Origin of the sequence: Nonomuraea candida (assembly GCF_000725485.1) — a bacterium.
Taxonomy (GTDB): Bacteria; Actinomycetota; Actinomycetes; order Streptosporangiales; family Streptosporangiaceae; genus Nonomuraea; species Nonomuraea candida.
Genome location: NZ_JOAG01000011.1, coordinates 190,924 through 217,444 on the forward strand (window position 1 = coordinate 190,924; position 26,521 = coordinate 217,444).

The window sequence follows — 26,521 nt, forward strand, 5'->3', positions numbered from 1 at the left end:
CGGGCATGGGCGATTCGTACGGGCGCACCAAGAGAGCGGCTGCTTTTGGTGGCCCGCTCCTACCCGCGGCGGCAGCCGCGCAGCGCGATGCGGATCCGGGTGGGCGCCTCCTGGCTCAGGCGTACGGACTCCAGCGGCACCGTCACCTCCGGCGTGCGGTAGCGCCCGCCGGAGAAACGGGCGGCCAGGCAGGCGCGCACGCCCGAGGCCGTCACGTCGCCGTCGAGCGAGCTGCGCCCGTCGCGCCAGATCTCCACCACGCACCGGCCCGGCTGGGCCGCCAGCGCCAGCCCCGCCACGGTCGCGCCGGCCAGCGGCCCGGTGTCGCCCTTCGTCCAGCCGTAGTGCCACATGCCCGCGGCCACCACCGGCGCGGCGGGGCAGCAGCCGGGCGCGGTGATCACCACGTCGAGCCCGTCGCACAGCAGCCCGGCGATCTCCTGGGCGTTGCGCGCGTGCCGGTGGGCGGTCCGCAGCCCGGGGAACTCGGGCACGCGGCCGCCTCTGGCGTAGATGAGCTTGACGCCCGTCGCGACGGGCCCGGGGCCACTGTCGTGCCAGCCGCAGGCGACGACGTCGACCGACTCGGCAGACCTCCACGTGCCGATACGCAGCATGTCTATTGACTACCCTTTGCCGTGAACCGTCACACGCTGTCACGGCTCTACCTGGCCTTTCATCGCAGGCTCCGGGCGTCGAGCCGGCGCAGCACCCGCGAGACCACCGCCGGGTCGGCGCTCGGGTCGCGCCGCGCCTCCAGCACCGCCTGCCGGGCGGCCGACATCATCTCGGCCTGCACCCGCCGCATCAGCAGCACGCGCCGCGCCCGCTGCTCGTACGCCTCCCGCCGCTCCTCGTCGGCCACCTCGGGGCTGATCCGCATGCCGAGGTCGATCATCCGCCGCTGCAGCACCTCGACCACGTCCTCGGGCAGCTCCTCGGCCTCGTCGATCTCCCGCAGCCGCCGCCTGGCCGCCTTCGCCGCGCGCAGGGCCAGCCGCTTCTCCAGCTCCCGCTCGGCCGCCGTGTCCGCCTTCACCCCGAGCCTGCCCACCAGCCACGGCAGCGTCAGCCCCTGCACCACCAGCGTCGTCAGGATGACGGCGAACGCGATGAACACGATCACCGACCGCTCGGGGAACGGCGTCCCGTCCTCCGTCTCCAGCGGGATGGCCAGCGCCAGCGCCACCGACGCCACTCCGCGCATGCCCGCCCACCACATGACCACGGTCTCGCGCCAGCTCAGCGGGATCTCCGAGTCCTCGGCCGCCGCGCCGCGCGCCCGCCCGGCCAGCAGCTTGGCCAGCCACGCCGCCGGGAGCAGCCACAGCAGCCGGACGAGCACCACGACCGCGACCACGGCGGCGCTCCAGCCCAGCAGCGGCCCGAGCCGCCCGTGCACGGTGCCCAGCGCCGCGTGCAGCTCCAGCCCGATCAGCCCGAACGCCACCCCCGTCACGAGCGTGTCCACGACCTGCCAGAACGTCGTCGAGGCGAACCTGCCGAACACGTCGTCCGCCTCGAACATGCGGTCGCTCAGGTAGAAGGCGCTGGTCAGCACCGCCAGCACCCCGGAGCCGCGCAGCTCGTCGGCCAGCGCGTACGCCGCGAACGGCACCAGCAGCGACAACCCCACCTGCAGCGTGGCGTCGCCCAGCAGCGCCATCAGCCGCCCGCCCAGCCACCCCAGCGCCAGTCCCACCAGCACGGCCACCACGGCCGACAGCACGAGCTCGGCCAGCGCCCCCGGCCAGGAGAACACGCCGGTCACGACGGCCGCGATCGCCACGTGGTAGAGCACGATCGCCGTCACGTCGTTGAACAGCCCCTCGCCTTCGAGCAGCGACACCATGCGCCTGGGCAGCCCGAGCCGTCCCGCCACCGCCGTGGCCGCCACCGGGTCGGGCGGCGCCACCAGCGCGCCCAGCGCCGCCGCGGCGGCCAGCGGCAGCCCGGGCACCAGCGCGTGCGCCGTGCCCGCCACGGCCGCCGTCGTCACGAACACCAGCGCCACGGCCAGCAGGAAGATCGGCTGCCAGTTGGCCGCGAACTGCCGCCACGACGTGCGCTGCACGGCGGCGTACAGCAGGGGCGGGAGCAGCAGCGGCAGGACGATGCCGGGCGGGACGTCCACGTTCGGCACGAAGGGCAGGACGGCCAGCAGGATGCCCAGCAGCGTCATCAGCACCGGCGCCGGCAGGCCCAGCCGCTCGCCCAGGGGGACGGTGATCAGCGCGCCCAGCAACACCAGCATGAGCAGCACGAACTGGTCCACGACGCCCCCAAGTGATCCCCGTGACCAGCGTAAACGAGCCACCCCCGGCCCCCGCCGCACCGCACCCGGGAGCGCGGCTTCCGGCCCGCGATCAGGCAGGAGGACAGGCGCGGCTTCCGTCCCGGCGTGGCGGGGTGGTGCCGGAGGGAGTCAGCGGTCGAGGATCTCCAGGGCGGGCGGGGCGGCGCCGAGGGGGAGGGGGCCGGTGGCGGTGCAGGTCACGACGTCGGCCAGGCGGGCGCCGAACAGGTCGGGGACGTAGATGGCCGGCTCCAGGCAGAACGTCATGCCGGGCGCCAGCACCGTGCCGTCCCCCGGCCGCGGGCCCTCGTCGGGCGCCAGCCCCACGCCCCGGCCCGCGTGCGCCGCCGCGAACCGGCCGTACCCGCTGTCCTCGATCATCTCGGTGACCGCCCGCGACACCTCCGACACCGGCGCGCCGGGCCGCAGCGCGGCCAGGCCGGCGCGGTGGGCCGCGAGCACCACCGAGTACATCGCGTCGAAGTCCTCCGGCGGCTCGGCCACGGCGAAGACCCGGGCCACCTCGGCGCAGTAGCCGTCCCACCGCCCGCACACCGACACCGTCAGCGCGTCACCGGGGTTGATCACCCGTGCGCCGGGCACGTGCGCGGGCCCGGCGGTGTGCTCGCCGGCCGCCACGCGCACCGCCACCACGTCCTCGCAGCCCGACTCCACCAGCAGCAGCCGCAGCCGCCGGGCCATCTCCCGCTCGCTCGCCCCGAACCAGGCCAGCTCGCGGGCCCGCGCCAGCACCCCTTCCGCGGCCGCCACCGCGCGGGCGACGGCCGCCACCTCCCGCGGCTCCTTGCGCAGCCGCAGCGGCGCCAGCACCGGGGACGCGGGCACCAGCTCGGCCTCGATCGCCAGCCCGAACAGCTCGCGCACCCGCATCTCGGGGTCCACCCCGACCCGCCGCGCCCCCGCGGGCACCAGCCGGGCCGGGTCCCCGGTCTCGGCCACCACGTCCGCCGTCACCACCAGGAACGCCCCCTCGCCGCCGCCCAGGAAGCGGTAGTCGGGGGAGGGCCGCAGCACCAGCGCGTCGATCCCGGCCCCGGCCATGCCCTTCCGCACGGCCGCCACCCGCCCCCCGACCCCCTCCTCCGGCGCGGCCCCGTCCGGCGCGTCTCCGTCGGGCGCGGGCGGGTCCGGCGCGTCTCCGTCCGGCGCGTCTCCGTCCGGCGCGGCCCCGTCCGGCGCGGGCGGGTCCGGTGCAGGCCCGTCGTGTGGTGCGGGGCCTTCGTACGGGGGGCGGGTCACTTCGGTTCGTGGAGCCAGCAGGCGACCGGGCCGAAGTCGGGCTCCTTCTCGCGGCACACGTCCATCACCAGCGGGCAGCGCGGATGGAAGCGGCACCCGGCCGGCGGGTTCGCCGGATCGGGGACGTCGCCCGGCAGCTCGGCGGGCAGCACGCCCATCCCGTCCGGCTTCGGGATCGCCCCCAGCAGCGCCTTCGTGTACGGGTGCCGCGGCTCGGCCCACACCTCGGCCGTCCGGCCCACCTCGACGATCCGGCCCAGGTACATGACCGCGATCCGGTCGGCGATCAGCCGCACCACCGACAGGTCGTGGCTGATGAACAGCAGCCCGGCCCCCGACTCCACGGCCAGGTCCCGCATGAGTTTGGCCACCTGCGACTGCGCGGAGGCGTCCAGGGCGGAGATCGGCTCGTCGCCGATCAGCAGCCGCGGCCGGGCCGCCAGCGCCCGCGCGATGGCGATGCGCTGCCGCTGCCCGCCGGAGAACTCGTGCGGGTGCCGCCCGGCGAAGTCGCGCGGCAGGCCGACGCGCTCCAGCAGGTCGGCGGGGGCGGTGGTGGTGTCACCCGCCGTGCGCAGCCCGTCGGCGATCTGGTCGCCCACCCGCCGCCGCGGGTTCAGCGACGCGTACGGGTCCTGGAACACCATCTGGATCCCCGTCAGCTTCCTGCGCCGCAGGCCGAGCGGGGTGACCGGCTGCCCGTCGAAGGCGACCGAGCCGCCGGTGACCGGGTTCAGCCCGCAGACGGCGCGGGCCAGCGTCGACTTGCCGCACCCGGACTCGCCGACGAGCCCGACCACCTCGCCCGCCGCCACCGCCAGGCTGGCCCCGGCCACGGCCCGCACCACGGGACGCCCGGGGGAGCGGTGCTCGACGACCAGGTCGTCAATGGTCAGCAGGCTCATCGCGCCTCCGCATCGGGTTCCGCCGCACCAGAATTCGCAGTCTCGGATCTCGCAGTGCCGGATCTCGCAGTGCCGGATCTCGCAGTGCCGGATTTCGCAGTGCCGGATTTCGCAGTGCCGGATTTCGCAGTGCCGGACTCCGGGGTGCCGGACTTCGGGGTGCCGGACTCCGCCGGGTCGAGTTCCGCGTCGGGCAGGGAGTCCAGCAGGGCGCGCGTGTAGGGGTGCGCGGGCTCGCGCAGCACCCGGCCGCGCGGCCCCGACTCGACCACCAGGCCGTCCTTCATCACGCTCACCTCGTCCGCCACCGCCGACATGACCCCCAGGTCGTGCGTCACCAGCAGCACCGCCAGGCCCAGCTCGTCGCAGAGCCCGCGCAGCAGCCGCAGCACGCCCGCCTGCACGGTCACGTCCAGCGCGGTCGTCGGCTCGTCGGCGATCAGCACCTTCGGCGAGCAGGCCAGCGCGACGGCGATCGCGATGCGCTGGCGCATGCCGCCGGAGAACTGGTGCGGGAAACGCCCGTAGGCCTCCTCCGGGCCGGGGATGCGCACCTTGCCGAGCAGCTCCACCGCCCGCGCCTTCGCCTCGGCCCGGCCCAGCCCGAGGTGGTGGCGCATGTGCTCGGTGAGCTGCCTGCCGATCGTGAGCATCGGGTGCAGGCTCGTCGCCGGGTCCTGGAAGACCATGGCGACCTCGCCGCCGCGCACCTTGTTCAGCTCCTTGGGCGGCAGCGTCAGCAGCTCCCGCCCGTCCAGCCGGATCGAGCCGGCCGTCCGCGACCCGTGCGGCAGCAGCCCCAGCACGGCCAGCCCGGTCATCGTCTTGCCCGAGCCGCTCTCCCCGGCCAGGCCGTGCACCCGGCCGGCCGTCAGCGTCAGGTCGACGCCGCGCAGGATCTCCTTGCCGCCGATCGTCACCTTCAGGTCCGTGATGTCCAGCGTCACAGCGCACGCTCCTTGATCGCCCGGGCCGTGCGCGGGTCGAGCGCGTCCCGCAGCGTGTCGCCGAGGAAGTTGAACGCCAGCACCACCGTCAGGATCGCCAGCCCCGGGAACGTCGCCACCCACCAGCTGTCGAACACCTCCACGCCCGAGGCCACCATCGCCCCCCACTCGGGGGAGGGCGGCTTGGCGCCGAGGCCCAGGAACGACAGGCCGGACAGCAGCAGCAGCGCGGTGCCGATGTCGAGGGTGGCCAGCACCAGGACGGGGCCGGTCACGTTCGGCAGGACGTCCACGCGCAGCGAGCGCCAGACCGAGAAGCCCAGCAGCCGCCCGCTCAGCACGAACTCCCGCTCCCGCACCCCCAGCACCAGCCCGCGCGTCACCCGCGCGTACGCCGGCCAGGCCACGACCAGCACCGCCAGCACCGCGTTCGTCAGGCTCGCGCCCAGCGCCGCGGCCACCACCATGGCCAGGATCACGGTCGGGAAGGCGAACACCAGGTCCGCCACCCGCATGATGGTCTCGTCGACCCAGCGGCCGAAGTACCCGGCGCAGGCGCCGAGCAGCCCGCCGATCAGCACCGACATCGCCACCAGCAGGAGCGTCAGCGGGATCGACACCCGCGCGCCGTACATGACGCGGCTGAGGATGTCGCGGCCGAGCTGGTCGGTGCCGAACCAGTGCCCGGGGCCGGGCGGCGCGAGCCGGGGCAGCTCCTGGGCCAGCGGGTCGTGCGGGGCCAGCACGGGGGCGGCCAGCGCGATGACGATCCAGGCCACGGCCAGCACGCCGCCGGCCACGGCCAGCGGCTGCCGCCACGCCTCCGGCAAACGCCGCAGCAGGCCCTTGCGGGCCAGGGGGTCGCGCCGTCTCATTGGAGCCTCACTCGGGGATCGATCACGCCGTACAGGACGTCCACGATCAGGTTGATGACCAGGTAGACGACGCCCACGACCAGGCCGACGCCCATGACGGCGGGCAGGTCGAGGGTGGTGGCGCTCTTGTAGGCGTACTGGCCGATGCCGGGCCAGGCGAAGATCGCCTCGACCAGCACCGTGCCGGACAGCAGGCTGCCGAACGCCAGGCCCGCCACGGTGATGATGGGCACCAGGGCGGAGCGCAGCACGTACCTGAACAGGATCGTCCGCCCCGGCAGGCCCTTGGCCCTGGCGGCGCGCACGTAGTCCTGCCCCAGCACCTCCAGCACCGCCGAACGGGTGAACCTGGTCAGCAGCCCGATCGTGTAGAGGGCCAGCACCAGCGCCGGCGTGACGAGATGGCCGGCGGCGGAGGCGAAGATGTCCCACCGCCCGGCCAGCAGCGCGTCCACCGTCTGCAGGCCGGTCACGGGCGGGGCCAGGCCGAGCGCCACGTCCACCCGGCCGCTGCCCGGGGTGAGCTGCAGCCGGTAGAAGAAGACGTAGAACGCCACCAGCGCCAGCCAGAACGTCGGCACCGAGATGCCGATGAGGCTCAGCACCCGCAGCGCGTGGTCCGGCAGCCGGTCCCTGCGCAGCGCCGCCACCACCCCGAACGCCACGCCCAGCACGAGCGAGACCAGGATGGCCGCGCCCGCCAGCTCCAGCGTCGCCGGCACGAACTCGGCCAGGTCCTGGCTGACGGGACGGTGGCTCTGCTGGCTCATGCCCAGGTCACCCTGGACCAGGCCCTGCAGGTAGAGCAGGTACTGCTGCCACAGCGGCCGGTCCAGGCCGTGCTCGGCCCGCCACTGCGACACGATGGCGGGGTCGCTCATGGCCCGCTGGCCGAGGTTGGCCGCCACGGGGTCGCCGGGGACGAGGTTCGTCAGCACGAACGTCACCAGCGTGATGCCCCAGGCCATGAGGACCGCCAGCAGGACCCGGCGGACGAGGAACCGCGCGAGCGGATGCACCCCGGGCCGTCCCTACTTGACGCCGAGGTCGGCCACGTCGACCGTCCACACGGGGTGGTACTCCAGCCCGGTCACCGACGCCGCCGTCACGATGTTCTGGCTCGGCTGGATCAGCGGGATGAAGGGGCCGGCGGCGTTCAGCTTGGTCTGCACGTCGGCGTAGGCGGCCTTGCGCGCGTCGTCGCCGAGGGTCCCGGCGGCCTTCTCGCCCGCCTCCTCGATCTCCTTGGCCGCGCCCGCCTTCCAGCCGGCCCGCAGGCCCACCGTCTTACCGGGCAGGAAGGCCAGGTAGTCGCTGGGGTCGGGGTAGTCGGGGCCCCAGTACCACAGCCCCATCTCCTCCTTGCCGTTGCGGTAGTTGTCCAGCGCCGTCGTGACCGGCGCGGGCTGCAGGTCCACCGTGATGCCGACCTCCTTGAGGTTGGCCTGGACGCGCTCGGCCAGCGGCTGGAACGACAGGCCGTTGACGGTCAGCTCGCTCGGGTACTCCAGCTTGACGGTCGGGTTGGACAGCCCGCTGGCGGCCAGCGCCGCCTTGGCGCCCTCGACGTCGCGCTTGGCGGCCTGGTCGGCGGGCAGCGCGCCGAGGATCTGCGACGGGATGACGCCCGGCGCCTGCGTCGAGCCCTCGCCGGCCAGCTCCAGCAGCCCCGCGTAGTCGATGCCCTTGCGCACGGCCTCGACGAACTTGGCGTTCGGCGTGGTCTTGCTGACCGCCGAGTCCTGGTTGGCCAGCAGGAAGATGACGTTCGCCGAGGCGGTCTTCTTGACCTGGAGCGTCGCGGGCATGCCGGTCACCTGGTCGCCCGACAGGTTGAGCGCCACCTGGCTGTCGCCGCGCTGGACGTTCAGCTTCTGGGTGGCGGCCTCGACGTTGCGGATGACGACCCGGTCGTAGGCGGGCTTGGTCCCGTGGTACTTGGGGTTGGCCTTGAGCGTGACCTGGCTGCTGACGTTGAAGGACTCGATCTGGTACGGGCCCGACCCGGCCGAGTTCGCGTTCAGGTACTGCTCGGCCTTGTCCTGGGCGTCCGTGGTCGCGCCGTTCTGCTTGGCCAGCTTGCTGTTGATGATGCCCAGCGCCGGGTTCGGCAGGATGAACGGCAGCGCCGGGTTGGCCGCCTTCGACGTCATCGTGATCGTCGTGTCGTCGGTCTTGGCCACCTCGACACCGTCCAGCAGGAACGACGGCGTACCCTTCATGTCACGCACCCGCGTGAGCGAGAACACCACGTCGTCGGCCGTCACCGGCGAGCCGTCGGCGAAGGTGGCCCCCTGCTTCAGCTTGAGGGTCAGCGTCTTGCCGTCCTCCGACAGCTCGTACGACTCGGCCAGCGCCGGCACCGGCTTGGTCACGTCGCCGCCGTCGAACGTCAGCAGCGTCTCGTACACCGCCTTGCCGACGATGAGCCCCGTCGGCTCGTACGTGCGGCCGGGGTCGGCGGTCTTGAGGTCGAAGGAGGTGTCGATGACGAGGGTCTTGCCCGCGCCGGAGGCCCCGGGGCCGCCCGAGGTCTGGGGGGTGGTGCCGCCGCTTCCGCAGGCGGCGAGGGCGAGTGCACCGGCGAGCAGCACAGCCGCCGTCTGCGAGCGGGTCGCCATGTAAGTCCTCCAAATGGACGTTCGGCAGAAGGATGTCGAGGATTGTGCGGCAGAACGTCCAGGCTCCGTGCGGTCGGCGAGACGGATATAAAGAGCGATGAGGTAATGATGAGTGAAATTTCCAGAAATGGTGTCGCCGGTGGCGGTCAGGCTGGACGGATCGGCATCGGGCTCGAACTGGACGAGACCCACATGAAGATCCTCGAGGTCCTGCGCGAGAACGGCAGGATCTCGGTGGCGGCGCTGGCCGAGCGGGTGGGCATCTCCCGGGCCAACGCCTACACCCGGTTCGAGGCGCTGCGCGCGGACGGCGCGATCAAGCGGTTCACCGCCGAGATCGACCACGTCAGGGCCGGGCTCGGCATCACCGCGCTGATCTTCGTGACCGTGCGGCAGCAGATGTGGAAGCAGTTCAGGGCGGAGCTGGCCAGGATGCCGGAGGTGGAATACTGCGCGATCACCACCGGCCAGCACGACGCCATGATCCAGGTGCGCGTCTCCGACGTGGCCGCCGTGCACACCATGGTGACCGACCGGCTGGCCAACATCCCGGCGGTCAAGGCGACCGAGACGGTGTTCATCCTGGACGAGGTGCTCAGGCGGCCGTACGTGCTGCCCAGCGACCGCGCCCAGGCCCGGGGGCAGGCCGCGGCCCGCGCCGCGTCCGGGCCGCAGCCCGGGGCCCAGCCGGGCGCGCCCGGCGGGGCGCAGGCCGCCCGTCCGCAGCGGCGGCCGGAGGCGCAGGGCGGCGACGTGCCGCTCGGCAAGATGCGCTTCGTCGGCGCCGCCGAGGGCCGGGCCGCCCTGCGCAAGGACGGCTGACCTGCTGGACAGGCCCTGTTCGGGCCCTTCTCGCGCGGCTTCTCAGACGACCTCGGTGCAGACGCTGACGTGCCGGGTGTCGTCGCCCTCGAAGCTGAACTCCTCCACCAGCCGCAGCAGCCCGTCCTGCCCGGTCTCGATGCGGCTGGTGCTCCTGCCGCCCGCCTTGCCGCCGGCCACCAGCGCGTGCACGTAGGAGATCGTCACCTGGTCGCCGTCGCGCGTGCCGACGAAGCGCCCCTGCGTCACGGTGTCGCCGGTGTAGCTGCCCCAGACGACCTCGTCGTCCTCCCAGTACTCGAACCGCGTGGGGCTGTCGGGGTTCACCGTGCTCGCCGTCGAGCTCACCATGACGAATTTACGACCGTTAAGATTCACCCCCCTATGGTCCCTACGTTCCCGAAATATCAGCAATCGGCTGGACGAATGGTGAGGTGTCACCGTCAACGCCCGCCAATCCGTCCAGCCGGGGCGGGGGGGGGGGGGCGGAGCGCCCCGGCCCCCCCCCGCCCCGGCGCGAGTTCACCCCCAGCTTCGCGAACGCGTTGCCCAGGTGGTACTCGATGGTCTTCACGCTCAGCACCAGCTCCCTGGCCACCTGCCGGTTCGTCATCCCGGTCGCCACCAGCCGCGCCACCGCCTGCTCCTGCGGCGTCAGCCGCATCAGCGGCGTGCTCCCGCCCTCCTCGCGCGGCAGCCCGCAGGCGCTCAGCTCCCGCTCGCACCGGTCGGCGTACGGCAGCGCGCCCAGCCGCGCGAACAGCTCCAGCGCCGGCCCGAGCTGCGCCTGCGCCTGCCTGCGCCGCCCCAGCCTGCGCAGGAACCTCCCGTACGCCAGCCGCAGCCGCCCCTCGTCGAACGGCGAGCCCGCCGCCGCCACATGCGCCAGCCCGGCCGTGAACGCCGCCTCGGCCGCCGCGTTCTCGTGCCGGGCCGCGTGCAGGACGCCCCGGCACCGCGCCGCCGCCGCCAGCGCCGAACGCCTGCCCCGCCGCCCGGCCAGGCGCTCCATCCCGGTGAGCCGCGCCTCGGCCCGGTCCAGGTCGCCCAGCCCCACCAGGGCCTCGACCAGCAGGTCGAGCCACTGCACGACGCCGGGCTCGTACACGATGTCGTGCACCTTCACCGACAGCAGCGGCTCCAGCGCCGCCACCGTGCGGGCGTGATCGCCCCGCGCGGCGGCCAGGTGGGCGGCGGCGCTGCACCCGTAGGCCAGCGCGGCCACCGCGTCCACGCTCGCGCCCCGGCCCGGCAGCGCCGCCGCCACGTGCGCCCGCGCCGCGTCCCAGTCGCCGCGGGCGGCCGGGACCAGCGCGGCCAGCGCGTGGCAGACCGGCGAGAGCCACCGCTGGTCGGCGTCGTCGGCCACCGACGCGGCGGTCTCGGCGTGCAGGCCCGCGTCGTCTCAGCGGCCGGCCCGGTACTCGGCCTGCCCCAGCATCGCCATCGCCAGCATGCGGAAGGGCACCGAGCGCTCCCCGCACGCCGCCACCGCCCCCGACAGGTCCGCCAGCCCGCCCGCCAGGTCGTCGCTGCACACGCGCAGCATCCCGCGCCCGAGCAGCGCGTCCAGCTCCGCGATCGTGGCCGACGCGGGCGCCGGCAGGTCGGCGGTGGCCGCCAGCGCGGCGTCGATCTGGCCCGAGACGCCCAGCCCGGTCAGCAGCGTGCACCGGTTGTAGTCCACGCTGAAGCGGTGGCCGGGCGCGGTCCTGGCCCGCTCCGCCCACCGGGCCGCCTGCCTGCCCTCGGCGCTGACCAGGCAGAGCATCGCGAGCTGCTGCGCGGCCCGCGCCGCCAGGCCCGACTCCGGCGGCCCGGCGCGCTCCCACGCCGCGACGAGGTGCGCGCGGGCCTCCTCGACGTGGCCGCGCACCATGGCCAGATGGCCCAGGGCGTAGCCGCGCACCGCCGGATGCGCCCGCTCGGGCAGGTCCGCGGTCAGCCTGGCCGCCTCCTCCACCCGCCCGTCGAGCAGCAGCGCCTCCACCGCCTCGGCGGCCAGCGGAGCCGGATCGCCCGACAGCTCCGCGGCCGCCTTGAGGTGCTCGGCGGCGCTGCCGAACGCGCCGAGCCGCGCCTGTTCCCGGCCCAGCTCCGCCAGCTCGGCGGCCAGCTCGGGGCTCGGGCCCGCCACCGCCTCGACGCGGTGACGCAGCCGCGCCTGCGCGCCCTCCGCCACCAGCGCCGCCCGCGCGTGCAGCGCCGCCCGGCGCGCCGGGCCGAGGGCGCGGTAGACGGCCGCGCGGTCCAGCGGATGCGCGAAGGCCGCCACCGGGCCGCGCGCGGACGACCGCTCCACCAGCACGCCCTCGCGCACCGCCTGCTCCAGCGCCTGCAACGGCTGCGCCACCCCGCCCACCTCGGCCGCCAGGTGCAGCGGGCACGACAGGCCCAGCACGCTCACCGCGCCGATCAGCTCCCGCGCGGGCGGCGCGCACCTGGCCGCCTTCGCCAGCACCAGCAGCGCGTACGAGCGCGGCGCCGGCAACGGCCGCCCCAGCTCGTCCAGCGCCGCGGCGGGCACCTCCTCCAGCAGCGCCCGCAGGTGCAGCGGCACGCCCTCGGTGTGCTCGACCAGCCGCGCCAGCCCCCGCCGCGACACCGCCCCCGCGCCCAGCCCGCTGACCAGGGCCGCCACCTCGGGGACGCGCAGCCCGGACAGCCGCAACCGCCGGGTCGTGCGGGCGGCCATCAGCCGCAGCAGCCCCTCCGGGCCCGGCAGCGCCGCCGCGTCGCGCAGCAGCAGCACCGCCAGCACCCGGTCCACCCGCAGCCGGCGCAGGCAGAACGTCAGCGCCCGCAGCGTCGGCTCGTCCGCCCAGTGCACGTCGTCCACGACCAGGCAGAGCGGCTCGCCGTGCCGCCGCTCGCCCACCACGTCCAGCAGCGCCGCCCCGACCGCCAGCGGGTCGGGCATCCGCCCTTCCCCGACCGCCGGCGGCTCCGGCCTCCGCCCCTCGCCGTCCGTCCCCGGACCTGGCGTCCGCCCCTCGCCGATCGCCGTCGGGTCCGGCGTCCGCCCCTCGCCGACCGTCTTCGGGCCTGGCGTCCGCTCCTCGCCGACGGTCGGCGGGTCCGGCGTCCGCCCCTCGCCGGCCGGGCCGGGCGCGGCCGGTCGTGGCAGGGGCCCGCCCAGCCCGAGCTCCGCCAGCCGTGGCGGCAGCCCGCCCGGCCCGCTGAACAGCCGGGTCAGCGTCCCGTACGGCAGCGGCTGCTCGCCCTCGTCCCCGTCGGCGAACAGCAGGTCCGCCGGGCCGCACGCCTCCAGGAACCGGTGGACCAGGGTCGTCTTCCCGATCCCGGCCGGCCCCTCCACCACCACGAGCCGGGGCAGGCCGGCCCGGACACGCGCGAGCTCCTCGTCCAGGCAGCGCAGCTCGTGGTCGCGCCCGACGAACGTGGCGGCCGGCTCGGCCATGGGGGCCTCCCGAGTCCCTGGCTCCCACGTTCGCGCGCCGCGGCGGCACCCTCAAGTGACACTTGACTGTCCCTCTGTCCCGAGCCCGCGCGAAACCCAGGGGTCATCCCCGGGTGTCCTCCCTGAGCACGCGTTCCCTGCCGCCCGGGAGCGGGCGGGGCAGCGCGCGGGCGGGTCGGCGGGGCGCGCGTGGACGGGAGTGGCGCGCGGGGGCCGGCGCCGACGTGCGCGCGGCGGCGTGGCCCAGGGGTAATCCCTGGGGCGGACCCTGAGGCGCGGCGGCCGGGAAGGCCCGAACATGTGAGGCGTCCCCCGAGGGAGGGGCGCAGGTGAGGATCAACGGGCCGTTCGCGGAGGGACGGCCAGGTCGTCGCCGCGCAGGGGAAGGTGCCCGCCGGCCCCCGTGGAGCAGCTGCCACGTCGCAGCGCCGGTCCTCGCCATACCGGCGCCGGGTCCGGCGGTACACCGGGGCGGCAGGCGCGCGTAGCCATGCGCCGGCCGCCCCGTCGCACCTCACCGACCGTCGCACCTCACCGGCCGGCACGCCTCGCGCGGTGTGTTTCGGGGGTCGGGTGCCGGGGTCAGTGCGGGGGTGGGGGTTGCCCGGGACTTTACCAATCCGCTCCTGACGCCAACAATGCGCTGTGTGATAGTAATGTGACACTGCGTATTCGAAGAGGTCCGGGAGATCTTCATGGTGGCGTACACGCTCTCGATCTTGGCGGCGGTGGGTGCGGTGGGCCTCACCGCGCTGGTGTTCAGGCGGGTGAAGAGAGCGGGTGAGGACCGCGACCCCAACGGCCCGTCGGCCGCGCACGCGGGCGCGATGTTGTCGGCCATGTTCCTGCTGGTCTTCGCCATCGCGATCATCGTGCCGTGGACCACGGCCGACGCCGCCCGCCTCAACACCCACGCCGAGAGCCAGGCCGCGGTCGACGCCTACTGGGCCGCCTCCGGCCTGCCCGGCTCCGCGCCCGAGGAGGTGCGCCGGTCGCTGCGCGACTACGTGTCGTTCGTGGTCAAGGAGGAGTGGCCGCTCATGGCCGAGGGCAAGATGCACCCCGTCGGCGCCGAGCGCATGGACGACCTGCGCAGCCGGGTCAACGCCCTGCAGCCGCGCGGCGACGAGGAGGAGGACGCCAAGGCCAGTGTGCTGGAGCAGATGAGCGCGATCTCCACCGCCCGCGCCCAGCGCACCGCCGACGCCGCCGCCGCCCCGCCCGCGGGGCTGCTGCACCTGACGATCCTCACCGGCGCGCTGGTCATCGTCTTCCCGTTCCTGGCCGGGGCCAGGCCGCGCGGGCTGGCGATGCTGCCGCTGGTGGCCACGGCCGGGCTGCTCGGCTTCGGCATCTACCTGTCGTGGGACATCTCCCGCGCCTTCGCCGGCCCGCTGGCCGTCGGGCCGGACGCGTTCCGCGGGGCGCTGGACGAGTTCGCGCGCATCGCCGGGGGGATGTGACCGTGGGTGTCAGGCGCGCGCCCCTGCTGCTGGCCGCCGCCCTGATCGCGTCCGCCCCGACGGGCCTGGCCGCCTCGGCCCCCGCCTCCCCGGCGCACGAGACGCGAACACCCGCCCACCTGGCTCTGCCCGCTGTGACGACCGCCGGGGTTCCGCCGGCCCGGCCGATGGTGATGGCTCAGGAGGAAGTGATGGTCCGGCCGGTGGCGATGGCGGGGCGGGTGGCCGCACCCCGGGTGGTGCCGTCACCTCGGGTGGTGCCGCCGCCTCGGGTGGTGCCGCCGAAGGTGCCCGGGGTGCGGGTGCGGCGGCCCGCGCCGCCCGAGGGGGTCACCGTGGGGCCCCGGGTCAAGGTGCCGAGGGTGCTGACGGAGCGCTCCCCGCGGCCCCGGGTGTCGATCGCGATGCCGCGCGGGAAGCGGCGCGCGGCGCCCGAGGTGACGGTGCCCCGGGTGACGGTCTACCCGGACGGGCTGTGCGCGGGTGAGGTCGCGCTGGGGGACTGCCCGCGTGGCCGGCCCCGGCCGGCGCCCAGGCCGGCGCCGCCCGTGCCGCCCGCGCCGCCGGTCCGGGTGCCGCCGGCGCCGGCGCCGGCGCCGCGGCCGACCCCGTCCGCCGAGCCGACGCCGCCGGGCCGGTCCTACGTCAAGCGGGCGGAGCCGCCGTCCCGCCGGCGCAACCCGATGAGCACCGTCCTGCTCACGGTCGTGGTGGTGACGGCCATCACCTCGACCACGGCCGTGGCCTTCCGGTCCCGCCGCTGATCAGGAGTGACGCCCGCGTTTCCGTACGGTTCCCGGAACGTTATCGAAAAACGCTGGCAATAGTGGTGAACGCGATTTTCCCCCGTAATTCGCGGGCCCGCGGATATTGGCCCCGAAGGCGTCGCCCTAGGCACTTCGAATGCCACCGATCGGACACTTCACGACAAAGGGGGCGCGGCACTCGGAAGTGTCATGGCACACTGGCCCGGCGCGATCAAGGAGGTCGCGATCGGGGGAGGTGCGGTGCCCGAGGAAGAAGCGCTCGCGGGCGGCGGTGTCAACCACGTGGTCAGGACGGGAGACACCGTGCGCCGCCCCGCGGGTCCCTGGACCCCGGCCGTGCACGCGCTGCTGCGGCACCTGGCGGGCCGGGGGTTCACCGGCGCGCCGCGCGCCCACGGGATCGACGGGCGGGGGCGGGAGGTGCTCGACTTCGTGCCGGGCCGGACCGCCGACTATCCGCTGCCCGCGTGGGTGCGCGCCGACGAGGCGCTCGCGGCCGTGGCCCGGCTGCTGCGCGCCTACCACGACGCCACCGCGGACCTCCCGGCCGCCCTCTCGCCCGGGACCGTCTGGTACTTCCCGCCGGTCGAGCCGGTCGAGGTGATCTGCCACGGCGACGTGGCCCCGTACAACTGCGTGTTCAGGCAGGGCCGGCCGGTCGCGTTCATCGACTTCGACACGGCGCATCCGGGGCCGCGCGTGTGGGACGTGGCGTACGCGGCCTACCGGTTCGTGCCGCTGCACCACGAGGGCGACGGCGACGGCCTTCCGGTGGCGGAGCAGGGCCGGCGGCTGCGGCTGTTCGCCGACGCGTACGGGCTCGGCGACGACGACCGGCGGAGACTGCCGGCCACCGCGATCAGGCGCCTGGAACACCTGGTCGGCTTCATGCGGGAGCGGGCCGCCGCGGGCGACGCGGCCTTCGCCGGCCATGTCGCCCGCGGGGACGATCGTTTCTACGAGACGAACATCGAGCACCTGCGCCGCTGCGAGAGCGCTCTCATAGAGTGCCTCACTTGCCGAAGCCCACGGTCAGGCCGCTGAGGAGCTGGCGGCGGCCCACCACGTACAGGATGAGGATGGGCAGCGTGGTCAGCACGACCGAGGCCAGCACCGCGGGCACGTTGATGCTGTACTGGCCCTGGAACGACCAGAGCGCCAGCGGCAGCGTGCGCTTGTCGGGGCTCTGGGTGAGGATCAGGGGCAGCAGGAACCCGTTCCAGATCTGCAGCGAGTTGTAGATCGTCACCGTCACGACGGCCGGGCGGGTCAGCGGGAAGGCCAGCCGCCAGAGCATCTCGCCCTCGGTCGCGCCGTCGATCCGCATCGAGTCGAACAGCTCCTTGGGCACGTCCCTGATGAAGTTCGACAGGACCAGCACCGACAGCGGGATCGAGAACGCGATCGACGGCAGGATCAGCGCCATCAGCGAGTCGTACAGGCCGAGCTGGATGATGATCAGGTAGATCGGGATCACCGTGGCCTGCAGCGGGATGGCCAGGCCCATGAGGAACAACGAGTTCGTCCAGCGCAGCACCCGGCTCCTGCGGCCCCGCACGATCGCGTACGCCGCCATGAAGCTCACCACCACGGCCGGGATCACGGCGCCGAGGGTGGCGATCACGCTGTTGATGAAGTACTGCACGAAGTCCGACTCGATGACCAGCCGGTAGTTGGCCAGCGTCGGCTCGGCGGGCGGCGCGAACGGGTTCTCCAGGTAGTAGTTCGACTGCGACTTGAAGCTCGTGATGACGATCCAGTAGATCGGCACGATCACGATCGCCAGCCACAGCACGCTGGTCAGCCCGGCCAGCCAGTTGGGCCGCTCCCTGGTGCGGGTCACCTTGCGGCGGTGGCGCGGGTCCACGGGGGTGGTGGCGGCGCGGCCCGGCGCCTCGGTGGGGACGGTCGTCATGCGTCAGGCCCCTTCCAGCTGGCTGTGGCCGGAGTCGCGCCCGCCGAGCCGGCGCAGCAGCAGCGACAGGGCGAGGCCGAAGAAGACGAGGATGACCGCGATCACGCTGGCCGGGCCCATCAGGTTGGCCTGGAAGCCGCGCTTGTACATGTCCAGCGCCAGCACCCGGGTCGCGTCGCCGGGGCCGCCCGCGGTCAGCACGAAGATCAGGTCGAAGAGGGTCAGCGAGCCGACCACCATCAGCGTCGAGGACGTGATGATCGTGTACTTGAGCTGCGGCAGGGTGATGCTGAAGAACCTGCGCACCCGGCCCGCGCCGTCCAGCTCCGCGGCCTCGTACATCGAGCGCGGGATCTGGCGGACGCCGCCCTGGTAGATCAGCGAGTGGAACGGGATGTACTGCCAGGACACCACGAAGATCACCACGCCGAAGGCGAGCACCGGGTCGCCCAGCCAGTCCTGCACGAGGATGGGGATCCCCAGGCCCGCGCCGAGCCCGAAGTTCGGGTCCAGCAGCGCCTTGTACGTGATCGCCAGCGCGGCGGAGCTGAGCAGCAGCGGGATGAAGAACACCACCGACAGGACCGCCCGGTACCGGTGGTGTGAGGCCAGGAACGTGCCCATCAGGATGCTCGCCGGCGTCTGCACCGCCCACGACACGGCCATGACGAGGAAGGTGATCCACAGCGCGTGCGGCAGTCCGGGGTCGGCCAGGATCGCCGCCCAGTTGCCGAACCCGGCCAGGCCGATCTCGCCGAGCCCGTCCCACTGCGCGAAGCTCAGCGCGAGCACCCCGAGCAGCGGGATCACGGCGAAACCGACGAAGAACACGAGCGCCGGGACGGTCATCCACCCGAGTGAGCCGCCCCGGCCCGCACGAGCGGCGGGCCGGGCGGTGGTCGTCACGGCGCTCACTTGCCGATGACCGCGTTCATGTTCGTGGCGAACTCCTTCGGCGAGATGGACAGCTGGAACAGCTTGGCGATGTTGTCCAGCAGCACCTCGGCCGCGGTCGGGCTGAGCGCCTGGTCCCAGGACTGGGCGAAGGACTTGGCGTTGACGGCGATGTTGTAGACGAAGTTGAGGAAGTCGGCGTCCTTGGAGGAGGCGAACTGCGCGTCGGCGCCCTTGATGATCGGCACCGCGCCGGTGCTCACCCACTCCTTGACCGCGGTGTCGTCGATCAGCGCGCCGGAGAAGAACTTCTTGGCGATCTCCTCCTGCTCCGGCGTGGCCTTGGAGGAGATGGACAGGTACTGGCCGGGGTTGCCGACGGTGTTGCCGGGGTCGCCCTTGCCGCCGTCGATGGGCGGGAAGTTCATGTAGCCGAGGTTGCCGCCGGAGACGAAGTCGCCGCCGTCGGTGGACATGCTGCCGTACGTCCAGCCGCCGTGCAGCATCATCGCGGCCTTGCCGGTGTAGAGCAGGGCCTGGTCGGCGTTGGAGTCCGCGGTGATGGAGGAGAAGCCCTTGACGAAGCCGTCGGCCTTGACCAGCTCCTGCACCATGCCCAGGGCCTTGAGGGAGTCGGGGTGGTTCCAGGCGTCCTTCTCGCCGTCGAAGACGGCCTGGAAGATCTCGGGGCCGGCCAGCCGGTCGTACAGGAACTCCAGCCACATCATGTTGGTCCAGCGCGACTGGCCGCCCAGCGAGAACGGCGCGATGCCCTTGGCGTTGAACTTGGGCACCAGGTCCATGATGTCGCCCCACGTCTGCGGGGGCTGCGCGCCGATCTTCTCGAAGGCCCGCTTGTCGTAGTACAGGACGATGGGCTGCATCGTCTCGCACGGCATCGCGTAGATCTTGCCGTCGATGGTGGCGGCGCCGAAGGAGGACGGGAACAGCTTGTCCTTCACGGCCGCGTTCTGGTCGAACCACGAGGTCAGGTCCTCGACCTGGCCGGCCTGGACATAGCTGCGCAGGGTGCCGCCGCCCCAGCCCCAGATGAGCGTGGGAGCCTGCCCGGCGCCGATCGCCGTCTTGATCTTCGTCTTGAACGCGTCGTTCTGGAACGTCGTGCCGACGATCTTGCCGTTCGGGTTGGCCGCGTTGTGCCGTTCCATGGTCCTGGTGCGCACGCCCTCCTGCGGCTGCGTCGACAGGTACCAGTACGTGGCGCTGTTGCCACCGCCGCCGCCGGAGGTGGTGGCGTTGCCCGAGCCACCTCCCGCTCCGGTCTGGGTGGGCCCCTGGCCGCCGCAGGCGGCGAGGGCGGCTCCAAGGGGGAGCCCCATGGAGAGGCTGAGGAAGGTGCGGCGAGAGGTTGTCCTGGACTCCACGCTGATCTCCGTACGTGAGCGCCGCGGGCTGGGGTCGCGGCTCGTTGATCACTGCATGCGATGGCCGGCGGTCGTGGCTCCGCGCCGTTTCGAGGCCACTGCCCACTCCTCCAAATGACAGGATCTCGAAACATTTTCGACATGACCGCGGGGTTCGCCAATCTAGGTTTCGGCAATAAACGTGTCAAGACCTTCACGATCAGGAAACCCCTGGATTTCCGGCCGGTCACGTGTAAGGTACTTCCGCGCGAGCCTTTCCCTGGTCTATGACATGGCGGAGGGTTTCGCGCCGAGGTCGTCCCCCGGTGTCGAAACATTTCGAAAACTTGCGACGACACCGCACCTCTTTAAGGAGCGCACCCAGATGACGGCTCTTGATCGGACCCCGACGGCGGACCGGGCGCTGCGCCCGTGGCGGGACCCGGCGCGCGCCGTGGCCGACCGAGTCGACGCCCTCCTTGCGGAGATGACGCTGGAGGAGAAGATCGGCCAGCTCGGCAGCCGGTGGATCGGCAACGACATGAGCCAGGCCGATCCGGAGCCGGGCGCCGATCCGGAGGCGGCGTCGGGCGCGGGGCCGGGTCCGGTGCCGAGTGCGGTGCCGGGTCCGGTGCCGGAGCCCGGCACCGGCGCGGGGCCGGATGCCGGGGCGGAGCCGCTGAACGTGGCGCCCATGCAGGACGTGTTCGCCGCCTCCGGCACCGTGCCGCTGGAGGAGGCCGTCCGCCACGGGCTCGGCCACCTGACCCGCGTGCACGGCAGCGCCCCCGTCACCCCCGAGCAGGGCGCGGCGGAGGTCGTGCGCCTGCAGCGCGCCGTCGTCGCCGCCTCCCGGCTCGGCATCCCCGCCATCGTCCACGAGGAGTGCCTGACCGGTTTCACCGCCTACGGCGCCACCGTCTACCCGGCCGCCATCGCCTGGGCCGCCACCTTCGACCCCGAGCTGGTCGAGCGCATGGCCGCGGCCATCGGCGCCGACATGCGGGCCGTGGGCGTCCACCAGGGGCTGTCGCCGGTGCTGGACGTGGTGCGCGACTACCGGTGGGGGCGGGTGGAGGAGACGATGGGGGAGGACCCGTACCTCGTCGCCACGCTCGGCGCCGCCTACGTGCGCGGCCTGGAGAGCGCCGGCATCATCGCCACGCTCAAGCACTTCGCCGGCTACTCCGCCTCCCGCGCCGCCCGCAACCACGGCCCCGTGCCGATGGGGCGGCGCGAGCTGATGGACATGATCCTGCCGCCGTTCGAGACCGCCATCGCCCTCGGCGGGGCCCGCTCGGTGATGAACTCCTACTCCGACGTGGACGGCGTGCCCGCCGCCGCCGACCCCTGGCTGCTGACCGAGGTGCTGCGCGAGGAGTGGGGCTTCACCGGCACCGTCGTCTCCGACTACTGGGCGGTCCCGTTCCTGGCCACCATGCACCAGGTGGCCGCCGACCCGGCCGAGGCCGGCGTCCAGGCGCTCGCCGCGGGCATCGACGTCGAGCTGCCCGACACCCTCGGCTTCGGGCAGCACCTGGCCGAGCGGGTGCGCGCCGGCGAGATCCCCGAAGAGCTCATCGACCGGGCGGCCCGCCGCCTGCTCACCCAGAAGGTGCAGCTCGGCCTGCTCGACCCCGGCTGGTCGCCGGAGCGGTCGGTCGCCGGGGCCGGCGACGTGGACCTCGACTCGCCCGCCAACCGCGCCCTGGCCAGAGAGCTGGCCGAGCGCTCGATCGTGCTGCTCGACGCCGGCGACGCCCTGCCGCTGGCCCCCGAGGGCGGCATCGCGCTCGTGGGGCCCGCCGCCGACGACCCCCGCACGTTCATGGGCTGCTACGCCTTCCCCAACCACGTGCTGCCCCGCCACCCCGGGCTCGGGCTCGGCATCGAGGCGCCCACCGTGCTCGACGCGCTCAGGGCGGAGCTGCCCGGCGTCGAGATCCGCCACGAGAAGGGCTGCGACGTGCGGGGCGACGACCGCTCCGGCTTCCCCGCCGCGCTCGCCGCCGCCCGTGCCGCCGACGTGTGCGTGGCCGTGGTGGGCGACCTGGCCGGCCTGTTCGGGCAGGGCACCTCCGGCGAGGGCTGCGACGCCGAGGACCTGCGGCTGCCCGGGGCGCAGGCCGACCTGCTGGCCGAGCTGGCCGCCACCGGCACGCCGCTGGTCGTGGTCGTCGTCTCCGGGCGCCCGTACGCGCTGGGCGAGGTGCACGCGACCGCCGCCGGGCTCGTGCAGGCGTTCATGCCCGGCGAGGAGGGCGGCGCCGCCATCGCCGGCGTGCTGTCCGGCCGGGTCCAGCCCACCGGCAGGCTGCCCGTGCAGATCCCGCGCCTGCCCGGCGGGCAGCCCGGCACCTACCTCCAGCCGCCGCTGGGCGCCGACAGCCACGGCATCAGCAACCTCGACCCGGCGCCGCTGTTCCCCTTCGGGCACGGCGCCTCCTACACCACCTTCGAGGTCGCCGACCTGCGGATCAGCGACGCCGAGGTGCCCACCGACGGCGAGTTCACCGTGTCGGTCACCGTGCGCAACACCGGCGACCGGGCCGGGGAGGAGGTCGTCCAGCTCTACCTGCACGACGTCCTGGCCCAGGTCACCCGGCCCGTGCGGCAGCTCGCCGGATACGCGCGGGTCCCGCTGGAACCCGGGCGCGGCGCCCGCGTGCGCTTCACGGTGCACGCCGACCGCACCGCCTTCACGGGGCGCGACCTGCGGCGCGTCGTCGAGCCGGGCGACATCGAGGTGCTCGTCGGCACCTCGGCGGCGGACCTGCCGTGCTGCGGCGTCGTACGATTGACCGGTCCGTCACGGTACGTCGGCCACGACCGGCGCCTGGTCACCCCCGCGGCCGTCACCCCGGACCTCGACCCGGGCCCCGGTCCGGGCGGCTGTCCGGGCGGCGGCCCGGCCGATGCCTTGACCGGTGTGCCGGTCGGCGGCATGGTCGGTGAGCCGGGCGGCGATGCGGCGGCCGGGCCGGCCGAGCGGCGGCAAGGGGGTGCGGATGCCCGCCAGTCCTAGGCGCGCCACGCTGGCCACGGTCGCGGCCTCGGCCGGCGTCTCGGTCGCCACCGTCTCCAAGGTGCTCAACGGCCGCAGCGACGTCTCGCCGGCCACCCGCTCGCTGGTGCAGTCGCTGCTGCGGCAGCACGACTACGTCGCCCCCGCGCCGCGCCGCGAGCCGTCCGGGCTGGCCACCGTCGAGGTGCAGTTCGACACCGACCTCACCGCGTACTCGACCGAGATCATCCAGGGCGCGGTGGCGGCCGGGGCCGAGGCCGGGGTCGGGGTCGTGGTCAGCATCAGGAGCGGCGAGGCGCGTACCACCGCCTGGGCGCGCGGGCTGGTCGCGGCCGGCCGGCGGGCCCTGATCGCCGTCACCAGCGAGCTGACCTCGGGGCAGCCGGCCGCGCTGGCCAGGGCCCGGCTGCCGCTGGTGCTCATCGACCCGCTCAACCTGCCCCGCACCCGGGTGACCAGCATCGGCTCGACCAACTTCGCCGGCGGCCTGGCCGCCGCCGGCCACCTGCTCTCGCTCGGCCACCGCCGCATCGCCTACGTCGGCGGCCCGGCCACCGCCGCCTGCAACCAGGCGCGGATGGCGGGCTACCGCGCGGCGATGGAGGCCGAGGGGGCGCCGGTGCCGCCCGAATACGTGCGCTCGGGGCACTTCCGCTACCACGACGGCGTCGAGGGCGGGGCGGCGGTGCTCGACCTGCCGGACCCGCCCACGGCCATCTTCGCGGGCAGCGACGAGATGGCCGTCGGCATCCTGGAGGCCGCGCGGGCCCGTAACCTGCGCATCCCCGAGGACCTCAGCATCGTCGGGTTCGACGACACCCAGATCGCCCAGATCACCTCGCCGCCGCTGACCACGATCCGCCAGCCGCTGCGCGAGATGGGCGGGGTCGCCCTCCGCACGGCGCTGCGGCTGGCGGCCGGGGAGCGCATCGACTCCCACCACGTGGAACTCGCCACCGAACTCGTCGTACGCGGCTCGACCGCCCCCGTGCCCCGCCGCCCCTGACACCCCCCGGCGGTGTCTTTTGTGACGGGGACCCCCCTGAGGGCTGTGCCCGGGGGGCCTTCCCGGCGGGCGGCCCCGTGTCTGGGAGGTGGCTCTCGCGGCGGGGCGGTGGTGGCGTTGAAGCCCCTCGTCCGGGCGGGAGGCGTCGTGCGGGGCCTCGCCGCCGGGAAGACGCGGGGGCGGGCGGTGGTTGCAGCCGTCGTGGAGCTCAGCGAGGTCGTGGTGATCGGGGCCGGGCAGGCGGGCCTGTCCAGCGCGTACTTCCTGCGGCGGTTCGGCTTCGAGCCGGTCGTGCTGGACGCGGGCGCGGGCGCGGGAGGGGCGTGGCGCGAACGGTCGCCGTCGCTCACGATGGACAAGGTGCACGGCGTCTTCGACCTGCCCGGCCTGGCCCGCCGGCCGGACGGCGACGGGCGGCGGCCGGCGGCCGAGGCGGTGCCCGGCTACTACGCCGAGTACGAGCGCGAGAGCGGCCTGCGCGTCGTCCGCCCGGTCCGCGTCACGGCCGTCAGAGACGCGGCGGGGGAAGGGCGGCTCGTGGTCGAGACCGACGCGGGGGAGTGGGCGGCCAGGGCCGTGGTCAACGCGACCGGCACGTGGACGCGCCCGTACTGGCCGTACTATCCGGGCGCGGCGGACTTCACGGGCCGGCAGCTCCACTACGCCGGATACCGGGGGCCGGCCGAGTTCGCGGGGCGGCGGGTGGTCGTGGTGGGCGGCGGCGCGTCGGCGATGCACGTGCTGTCCGAGCTCGCCGGGGTGGCCGCCGCGATGGTCTGGGTCACGCGGCGCCCGCCCGTCCTGGCGGAGGAGGAGTTCGACGAGGAGGCCAGGCGCGAGGCCGTCGCCATGGTCGAGGCCCGCGTGCGCGCCGGTCTGCCCCCGCAGAGCGTGGTGAGCGTGACCGGGCTCCGCTACAGCACGGTCGTTCGCGAGGCCATGGAGAAGGGGGCGCTGAACCGGCTGCCGATGTTCGACCGGATCGTGGCGGACGGCGTGCTCTGGAACAGCCCGCCAGCGGCCGGCAGGCCCGGGAGCGCCGCGCCCGGGAGCGGCGCGCCCGGGACCGGCGTGTCTCGGGACGGCGGCCGGTACGTGGCGGCTGACACGATCCTTTGGGCGACCGGGTTCCGGGCGGCCCTCGACCACCTCGCCCCGCTCCGGCTCAGGGAGCCTGGGGGCGGCATCCGCGTGGACGGCACCCAGGTGATCAAGGAGCCCCGGCTCCAGCTCGTCGGGTACGGCCCCTCGGCCAGCACGATCGGCGCCAACCGCGCCGGCCGTACGGCGGCCCGCAACGTGCGCGCTTACCTGACCGCCCAGCCGGCCCGCCCCGCCGCCTGACCGGTCCAGGAACGGCCGGCTGAACCGGCCCGGACCGAGGGCCGGCCGGTCCCGGAACGAGCGGCCGGCCCGGCCTGGGACCTGAGGCCGACCCGGCCTGGGACCGGGGTTGAGCGGGCCGGGGGCGGTGTCCGGCCTGGTCGGAGCGGGTGCCGGGGGTGGCCGGGAGGGCGCCGGAGAAGCGGGTGCGGCGGGTGCGGGACGCCTCCCGTCCTACTATGCCGAGTAGTAAAAATATCGATTGCGGCAGAGCGATGGTTACTCCCGCGAAGGGGCTCGACACGGGGTGTGACGCCGGGATAGCGTCCTGACATAAGGATCTTTATGAGGTCAGGGGAGGACTTAGCATGGAAGTTCCCGGCTACACGGAGATCCGGGAACTCGGTCACGGCGGGACCGGCCGGGTGATGCTCGCCGTGCGCGACTCCGACGGGCTGGCGGTGGCGATCAAGCACTTATCCGACCCGTTACGCGAGGACGTCGGCTTCGCCGCCAGGTTCCGCTCCGAGGCCCTGGTCATCCAGGAGATCGACAGCCCCCACACCGCCCGCCTGCTCGACTACGTCGAAGGCGACGACGACGCCTGCATCGTGATGGAGCTGGTGGAGGGCGTGACGCTGCGGCGGATGCTGGAGCACGAGGGCCCGACGGGCGCGGAGGCCGCGCTGGCGCTGCTGAAGGGCGCGCTGCTCGGCCTGGTGGAGGCGCACCGGCACGGGGTCGTGCACCGCGACTTCAAGCCCGAGAACGTGCTGATCACCCAGGAGGGCGAGAGCAAGCTCGTCGACTTCGGCGTGGCGGCCCGCTTCGGGGAGACGGCCGCGCGGGCGGGCACGCCGGCGTACATGGCGCCCGAGCAGTGGGACGACGCCCCGGCCACCCCGCGCACCGACGTGTACGCCGCCACCCTGGTCTTCTACGAGTGCCTGACCGGCCACCGCGCCTTCCACGCCGAGAGCGTCGCCGCCCTGGCCTACCAGCACCAGCACGTGCCGCCCCCGCTGGAGGACGTCGAGGAGCCGCTGCGCCCGCTGGTCGGGCACGGTCTGGCCAAGGAGCCGGAGCGGCGGCCGGAGTCGGCGCAGGCGTTCCTCGACGAGCTGGAGGAGACCGCGCGGGCCGCGTACGGGGCGGACTGGGAGCTGCGCGGGCGCGCCGCGCTGGCGATCCTGACCATGCCGCTGGCCGCCCTGCTGCCCAGGCCGCAGGCGGTCGCGGACGCGGGCGGCGGCGCCACGAGCCTGTTCCACAACACGTTGTCGCCGGTGGGCAGGTTCGCCGTGACCGGCGGGCTGGTGCTGGCCACCGCGGCGGCGGTGGCCTCGTCGTTCGTGATTCTCGGCGGCGCGCCGGAGCCGGAGGGCGGCCTCGCGCTGCCGCCCGGCACGTCGGCCCCGCCGTTCACCGCCGTGCCGTCACCTGCGCCCTCACCCGTGCCCTCACCCGCGCCCTCGCTCACGCCGGCGCCCGGCGAGCCGTCGCCGGAGCGGCCCTCGCCCTCCGAGGTGGCGCCGACGGCCGGGGAGCCGTTCGCCGCCACGCCGCCGATCACGTACGTGGGCCTGCCCGCCACCCCGCCCCCGGGCACGGCCGCCC

22 protein-coding genes are annotated in these 26,521 nt (G+C 74.2%); 8 read left to right on the forward strand and 14 right to left on the reverse strand.

Annotated features, from left to right (window positions below; all coding sequences use genetic code 11):
- Positions 1 to 59: 59 nt before the first annotated feature.
- From IO39_RS11885 to IO39_RS11920, 8 genes are all read right to left on the reverse strand, one after another.
- Entirely contained in the window at positions 60 to 617 is a 558-nt protein-coding gene (locus IO39_RS11885) for an acyclic terpene utilization AtuA family protein (protein WP_043620266.1), read from the reverse strand.
- A 59-nt stretch (positions 618 to 676) separates the two neighbouring features.
- Entirely contained in the window at positions 677 to 2,275 is a 1,599-nt protein-coding gene (locus tag IO39_RS11890) for a Na+/H+ antiporter (protein WP_043620269.1), read from the reverse strand.
- A gap of 150 nt (positions 2,276 to 2,425) precedes the next feature.
- Entirely contained in the window at positions 2,426 to 3,370 is a 945-nt protein-coding gene (locus IO39_RS11895; RefSeq protein ID WP_245641926.1) for a M24 family metallopeptidase, read from the reverse strand.
- Positions 3,371 to 3,552: 182 nt separating this feature from the next.
- The gene (locus IO39_RS11900; protein WP_043620275.1) at positions 3,553 to 4,461 is read right to left on the reverse strand and encodes an ABC transporter ATP-binding protein; all 909 of its coding nucleotides are present in this window, start codon (positions 4,459 to 4,461) and stop codon (positions 3,553 to 3,555) included.
- Positions 4,458 to 5,408: an ABC transporter ATP-binding protein gene (locus IO39_RS11905; protein ID WP_084772714.1), complete on the reverse strand. Its 951-nt coding sequence runs from the start codon at positions 5,406 to 5,408 to the stop codon at positions 4,458 to 4,460. The genes IO39_RS11900 and IO39_RS11905 overlap by 4 nt, the downstream gene beginning before the upstream one ends.
- The gene (locus IO39_RS11910; RefSeq protein WP_043620278.1) at positions 5,405 to 6,283 is read right to left on the reverse strand and encodes an ABC transporter permease; all 879 of its coding nucleotides are present in this window, start codon (positions 6,281 to 6,283) and stop codon (positions 5,405 to 5,407) included. Before IO39_RS11910 ends, IO39_RS11905 begins: the two co-directional genes overlap by 4 nt.
- Positions 6,280 to 7,302 (reverse strand): ABC transporter permease, encoded by a 1,023-nt coding sequence (locus tag IO39_RS11915; RefSeq protein ID WP_052422773.1) that lies wholly within the window; start codon positions 7,300 to 7,302, stop codon positions 6,280 to 6,282. Before IO39_RS11915 ends, IO39_RS11910 begins: the two co-directional genes overlap by 4 nt.
- Before the next feature lie 12 nt (positions 7,303 to 7,314).
- Entirely contained in the window at positions 7,315 to 8,904 is a 1,590-nt protein-coding gene (locus IO39_RS11920; RefSeq protein WP_043620281.1) for an ABC transporter substrate-binding protein, read from the reverse strand.
- Positions 8,905 to 9,096: 192 nt separating this feature from the next.
- Here IO39_RS11920 and IO39_RS50520 point away from each other — a divergent pair, with 192 nt between their 5' ends.
- Positions 9,097 to 9,726 (forward strand): Lrp/AsnC family transcriptional regulator, encoded by a 630-nt coding sequence (locus IO39_RS50520; RefSeq protein ID WP_245641927.1) that lies wholly within the window; start codon positions 9,097 to 9,099, stop codon positions 9,724 to 9,726.
- Positions 9,727 to 9,768: 42 nt separating this feature from the next.
- Here the strand turns inward: IO39_RS50520 and IO39_RS11930 are convergent, their stop codons facing one another.
- The 3 genes from IO39_RS11930 to IO39_RS56715 are packed head-to-tail and all read right to left on the reverse strand — an operon-like array spanning position 9,769 to position 13,147.
- The gene (locus IO39_RS11930; protein WP_500690330.1) at positions 9,769 to 10,104 is read right to left on the reverse strand and encodes an avidin-fold protein; all 336 of its coding nucleotides are present in this window, start codon (positions 10,102 to 10,104) and stop codon (positions 9,769 to 9,771) included.
- A 13-nt stretch (positions 10,105 to 10,117) separates the two neighbouring features.
- Positions 10,118 to 11,095 (reverse strand): helix-turn-helix transcriptional regulator, encoded by a 978-nt coding sequence (locus IO39_RS11935; protein WP_043620287.1) that lies wholly within the window; start codon positions 11,093 to 11,095, stop codon positions 10,118 to 10,120.
- A gap of 36 nt (positions 11,096 to 11,131) precedes the next feature.
- Positions 11,132 to 13,147 (reverse strand): AAA family ATPase, encoded by a 2,016-nt coding sequence (locus IO39_RS56715; protein WP_043620289.1) that lies wholly within the window; start codon positions 13,145 to 13,147, stop codon positions 11,132 to 11,134.
- Between the two features lie 695 nt (positions 13,148 to 13,842).
- On the opposite strand from IO39_RS56715, the gene IO39_RS11945 reads away from it, so the two are divergent.
- The 3 genes from IO39_RS11945 (at position 13,843) to IO39_RS11955 (ending at position 16,421) form a co-directional block, all read left to right on the forward strand.
- Positions 13,843 to 14,610: a bestrophin-like domain gene (locus IO39_RS11945; RefSeq protein ID WP_043620291.1), complete on the forward strand. Its 768-nt coding sequence runs from the start codon at positions 13,843 to 13,845 to the stop codon at positions 14,608 to 14,610.
- Positions 14,611 to 14,612: 2 nt separating this feature from the next.
- Positions 14,613 to 15,374 (forward strand): hypothetical protein, encoded by a 762-nt coding sequence (locus IO39_RS11950; protein WP_157548212.1) that lies wholly within the window; start codon positions 14,613 to 14,615, stop codon positions 15,372 to 15,374.
- A gap of 192 nt (positions 15,375 to 15,566) precedes the next feature.
- On the forward strand, positions 15,567 to 16,421 hold the full coding sequence (locus IO39_RS11955; RefSeq protein ID WP_084772716.1) for a phosphotransferase enzyme family protein: 855 nt from the start codon (positions 15,567 to 15,569) through the stop codon (positions 16,419 to 16,421).
- Here the strand turns inward: IO39_RS11955 and IO39_RS11960 are convergent.
- The 3 genes from IO39_RS11960 to IO39_RS11970 all read right to left on the reverse strand — a co-directional run bounded on the left by IO39_RS11960 (position 16,390) and on the right by IO39_RS11970 (position 19,571).
- Positions 16,390 to 17,292 (reverse strand): carbohydrate ABC transporter permease, encoded by a 903-nt coding sequence (locus tag IO39_RS11960; RefSeq protein WP_043620297.1) that lies wholly within the window; start codon positions 17,290 to 17,292, stop codon positions 16,390 to 16,392. The two genes, IO39_RS11955 and IO39_RS11960, sit on opposite strands and share 32 nt — an antisense overlap.
- A gap of 3 nt (positions 17,293 to 17,295) precedes the next feature.
- Positions 17,296 to 18,141 (reverse strand): carbohydrate ABC transporter permease, encoded by an 846-nt coding sequence (locus tag IO39_RS11965; RefSeq protein ID WP_157548220.1) that lies wholly within the window; start codon positions 18,139 to 18,141, stop codon positions 17,296 to 17,298.
- A 62-nt stretch (positions 18,142 to 18,203) separates the two neighbouring features.
- Complete coding sequence (locus IO39_RS11970; RefSeq protein WP_043620303.1) at positions 18,204 to 19,571, reverse strand: extracellular solute-binding protein; 1,368 nt, start codon at positions 19,569 to 19,571, stop codon at positions 18,204 to 18,206.
- 364 nt (positions 19,572 to 19,935) lie between these two features.
- Here IO39_RS11970 and IO39_RS11975 point away from each other — a divergent pair, with 364 nt between their 5' ends.
- From IO39_RS11975 to IO39_RS58850, 4 genes are all read left to right on the forward strand, one after another.
- The gene (locus IO39_RS11975; protein WP_084772718.1) at positions 19,936 to 22,575 is read left to right on the forward strand and encodes a glycoside hydrolase family 3 N-terminal domain-containing protein; all 2,640 of its coding nucleotides are present in this window, start codon (positions 19,936 to 19,938) and stop codon (positions 22,573 to 22,575) included.
- Positions 22,559 to 23,581, forward strand: coding sequence for a LacI family DNA-binding transcriptional regulator (locus IO39_RS11980; RefSeq protein ID WP_043620499.1), 1,023 nt, complete (start codon positions 22,559 to 22,561; stop codon positions 23,579 to 23,581). Before IO39_RS11975 ends, IO39_RS11980 begins: the two co-directional genes overlap by 17 nt.
- Positions 23,582 to 23,698: 117 nt before the next feature.
- On the forward strand, positions 23,699 to 24,925 hold the full coding sequence (locus tag IO39_RS11985) for an NAD(P)-binding domain-containing protein (RefSeq protein ID WP_245641928.1): 1,227 nt from the start codon (positions 23,699 to 23,701) through the stop codon (positions 24,923 to 24,925).
- A 347-nt stretch (positions 24,926 to 25,272) separates the two neighbouring features.
- Positions 25,273 to 26,521: serine/threonine-protein kinase (locus tag IO39_RS58850; protein WP_043620308.1), on the forward strand; the 1,249-nt coding region annotated here is incomplete at its 3' end.

Excerpts from the sequence above, each read along its gene's own strand:
- IO39_RS11910 (WP_043620278.1), bottom strand. The coding sequence starts at position 6,283 with ATGAGACGGCGCGACCCCCTGGCCCGCAAGGGCCTGCTGCGGCGTTTG.
- IO39_RS11920 (WP_043620281.1), bottom strand. The coding sequence starts at position 8,904 with ATGGCGACCCGCTCGCAGACGGCGGCTGTGCTGCTCGCCGGTGCACTC.
- IO39_RS11885 (WP_043620266.1), bottom strand. The coding sequence starts at position 617 with ATGCTGCGTATCGGCACGTGGAGGTCTGCCGAGTCGGTCGACGTCGTC.
- IO39_RS11900 (WP_043620275.1), bottom strand. The coding sequence starts at position 4,461 with ATGAGCCTGCTGACCATTGACGACCTGGTCGTCGAGCACCGCTCCCCC.
- IO39_RS11960 (WP_043620297.1), bottom strand. The coding sequence starts at position 17,292 with ATGACGACCGTCCCCACCGAGGCGCCGGGCCGCGCCGCCACCACCCCC.
- IO39_RS11945 (WP_043620291.1), top strand. The coding sequence starts at position 13,843 with ATGGTGGCGTACACGCTCTCGATCTTGGCGGCGGTGGGTGCGGTGGGC.
- IO39_RS11955 (WP_084772716.1), top strand. The coding sequence starts at position 15,567 with ATGGCACACTGGCCCGGCGCGATCAAGGAGGTCGCGATCGGGGGAGGT.
- IO39_RS50520 (WP_245641927.1), top strand. The coding sequence starts at position 9,097 with ATGAAGATCCTCGAGGTCCTGCGCGAGAACGGCAGGATCTCGGTGGCG.
- IO39_RS56715 (WP_043620289.1), bottom strand. The coding sequence starts at position 13,147 with ATGGCCGAGCCGGCCGCCACGTTCGTCGGGCGCGACCACGAGCTGCGC.
- IO39_RS11980 (WP_043620499.1), top strand. The coding sequence starts at position 22,559 with ATGCCCGCCAGTCCTAGGCGCGCCACGCTGGCCACGGTCGCGGCCTCG.
- IO39_RS11975 (WP_084772718.1), top strand. The coding sequence starts at position 19,936 with ATGACGGCTCTTGATCGGACCCCGACGGCGGACCGGGCGCTGCGCCCG.
- IO39_RS11965 (WP_157548220.1), bottom strand. The coding sequence starts at position 18,141 with ATGACCGTCCCGGCGCTCGTGTTCTTCGTCGGTTTCGCCGTGATCCCG.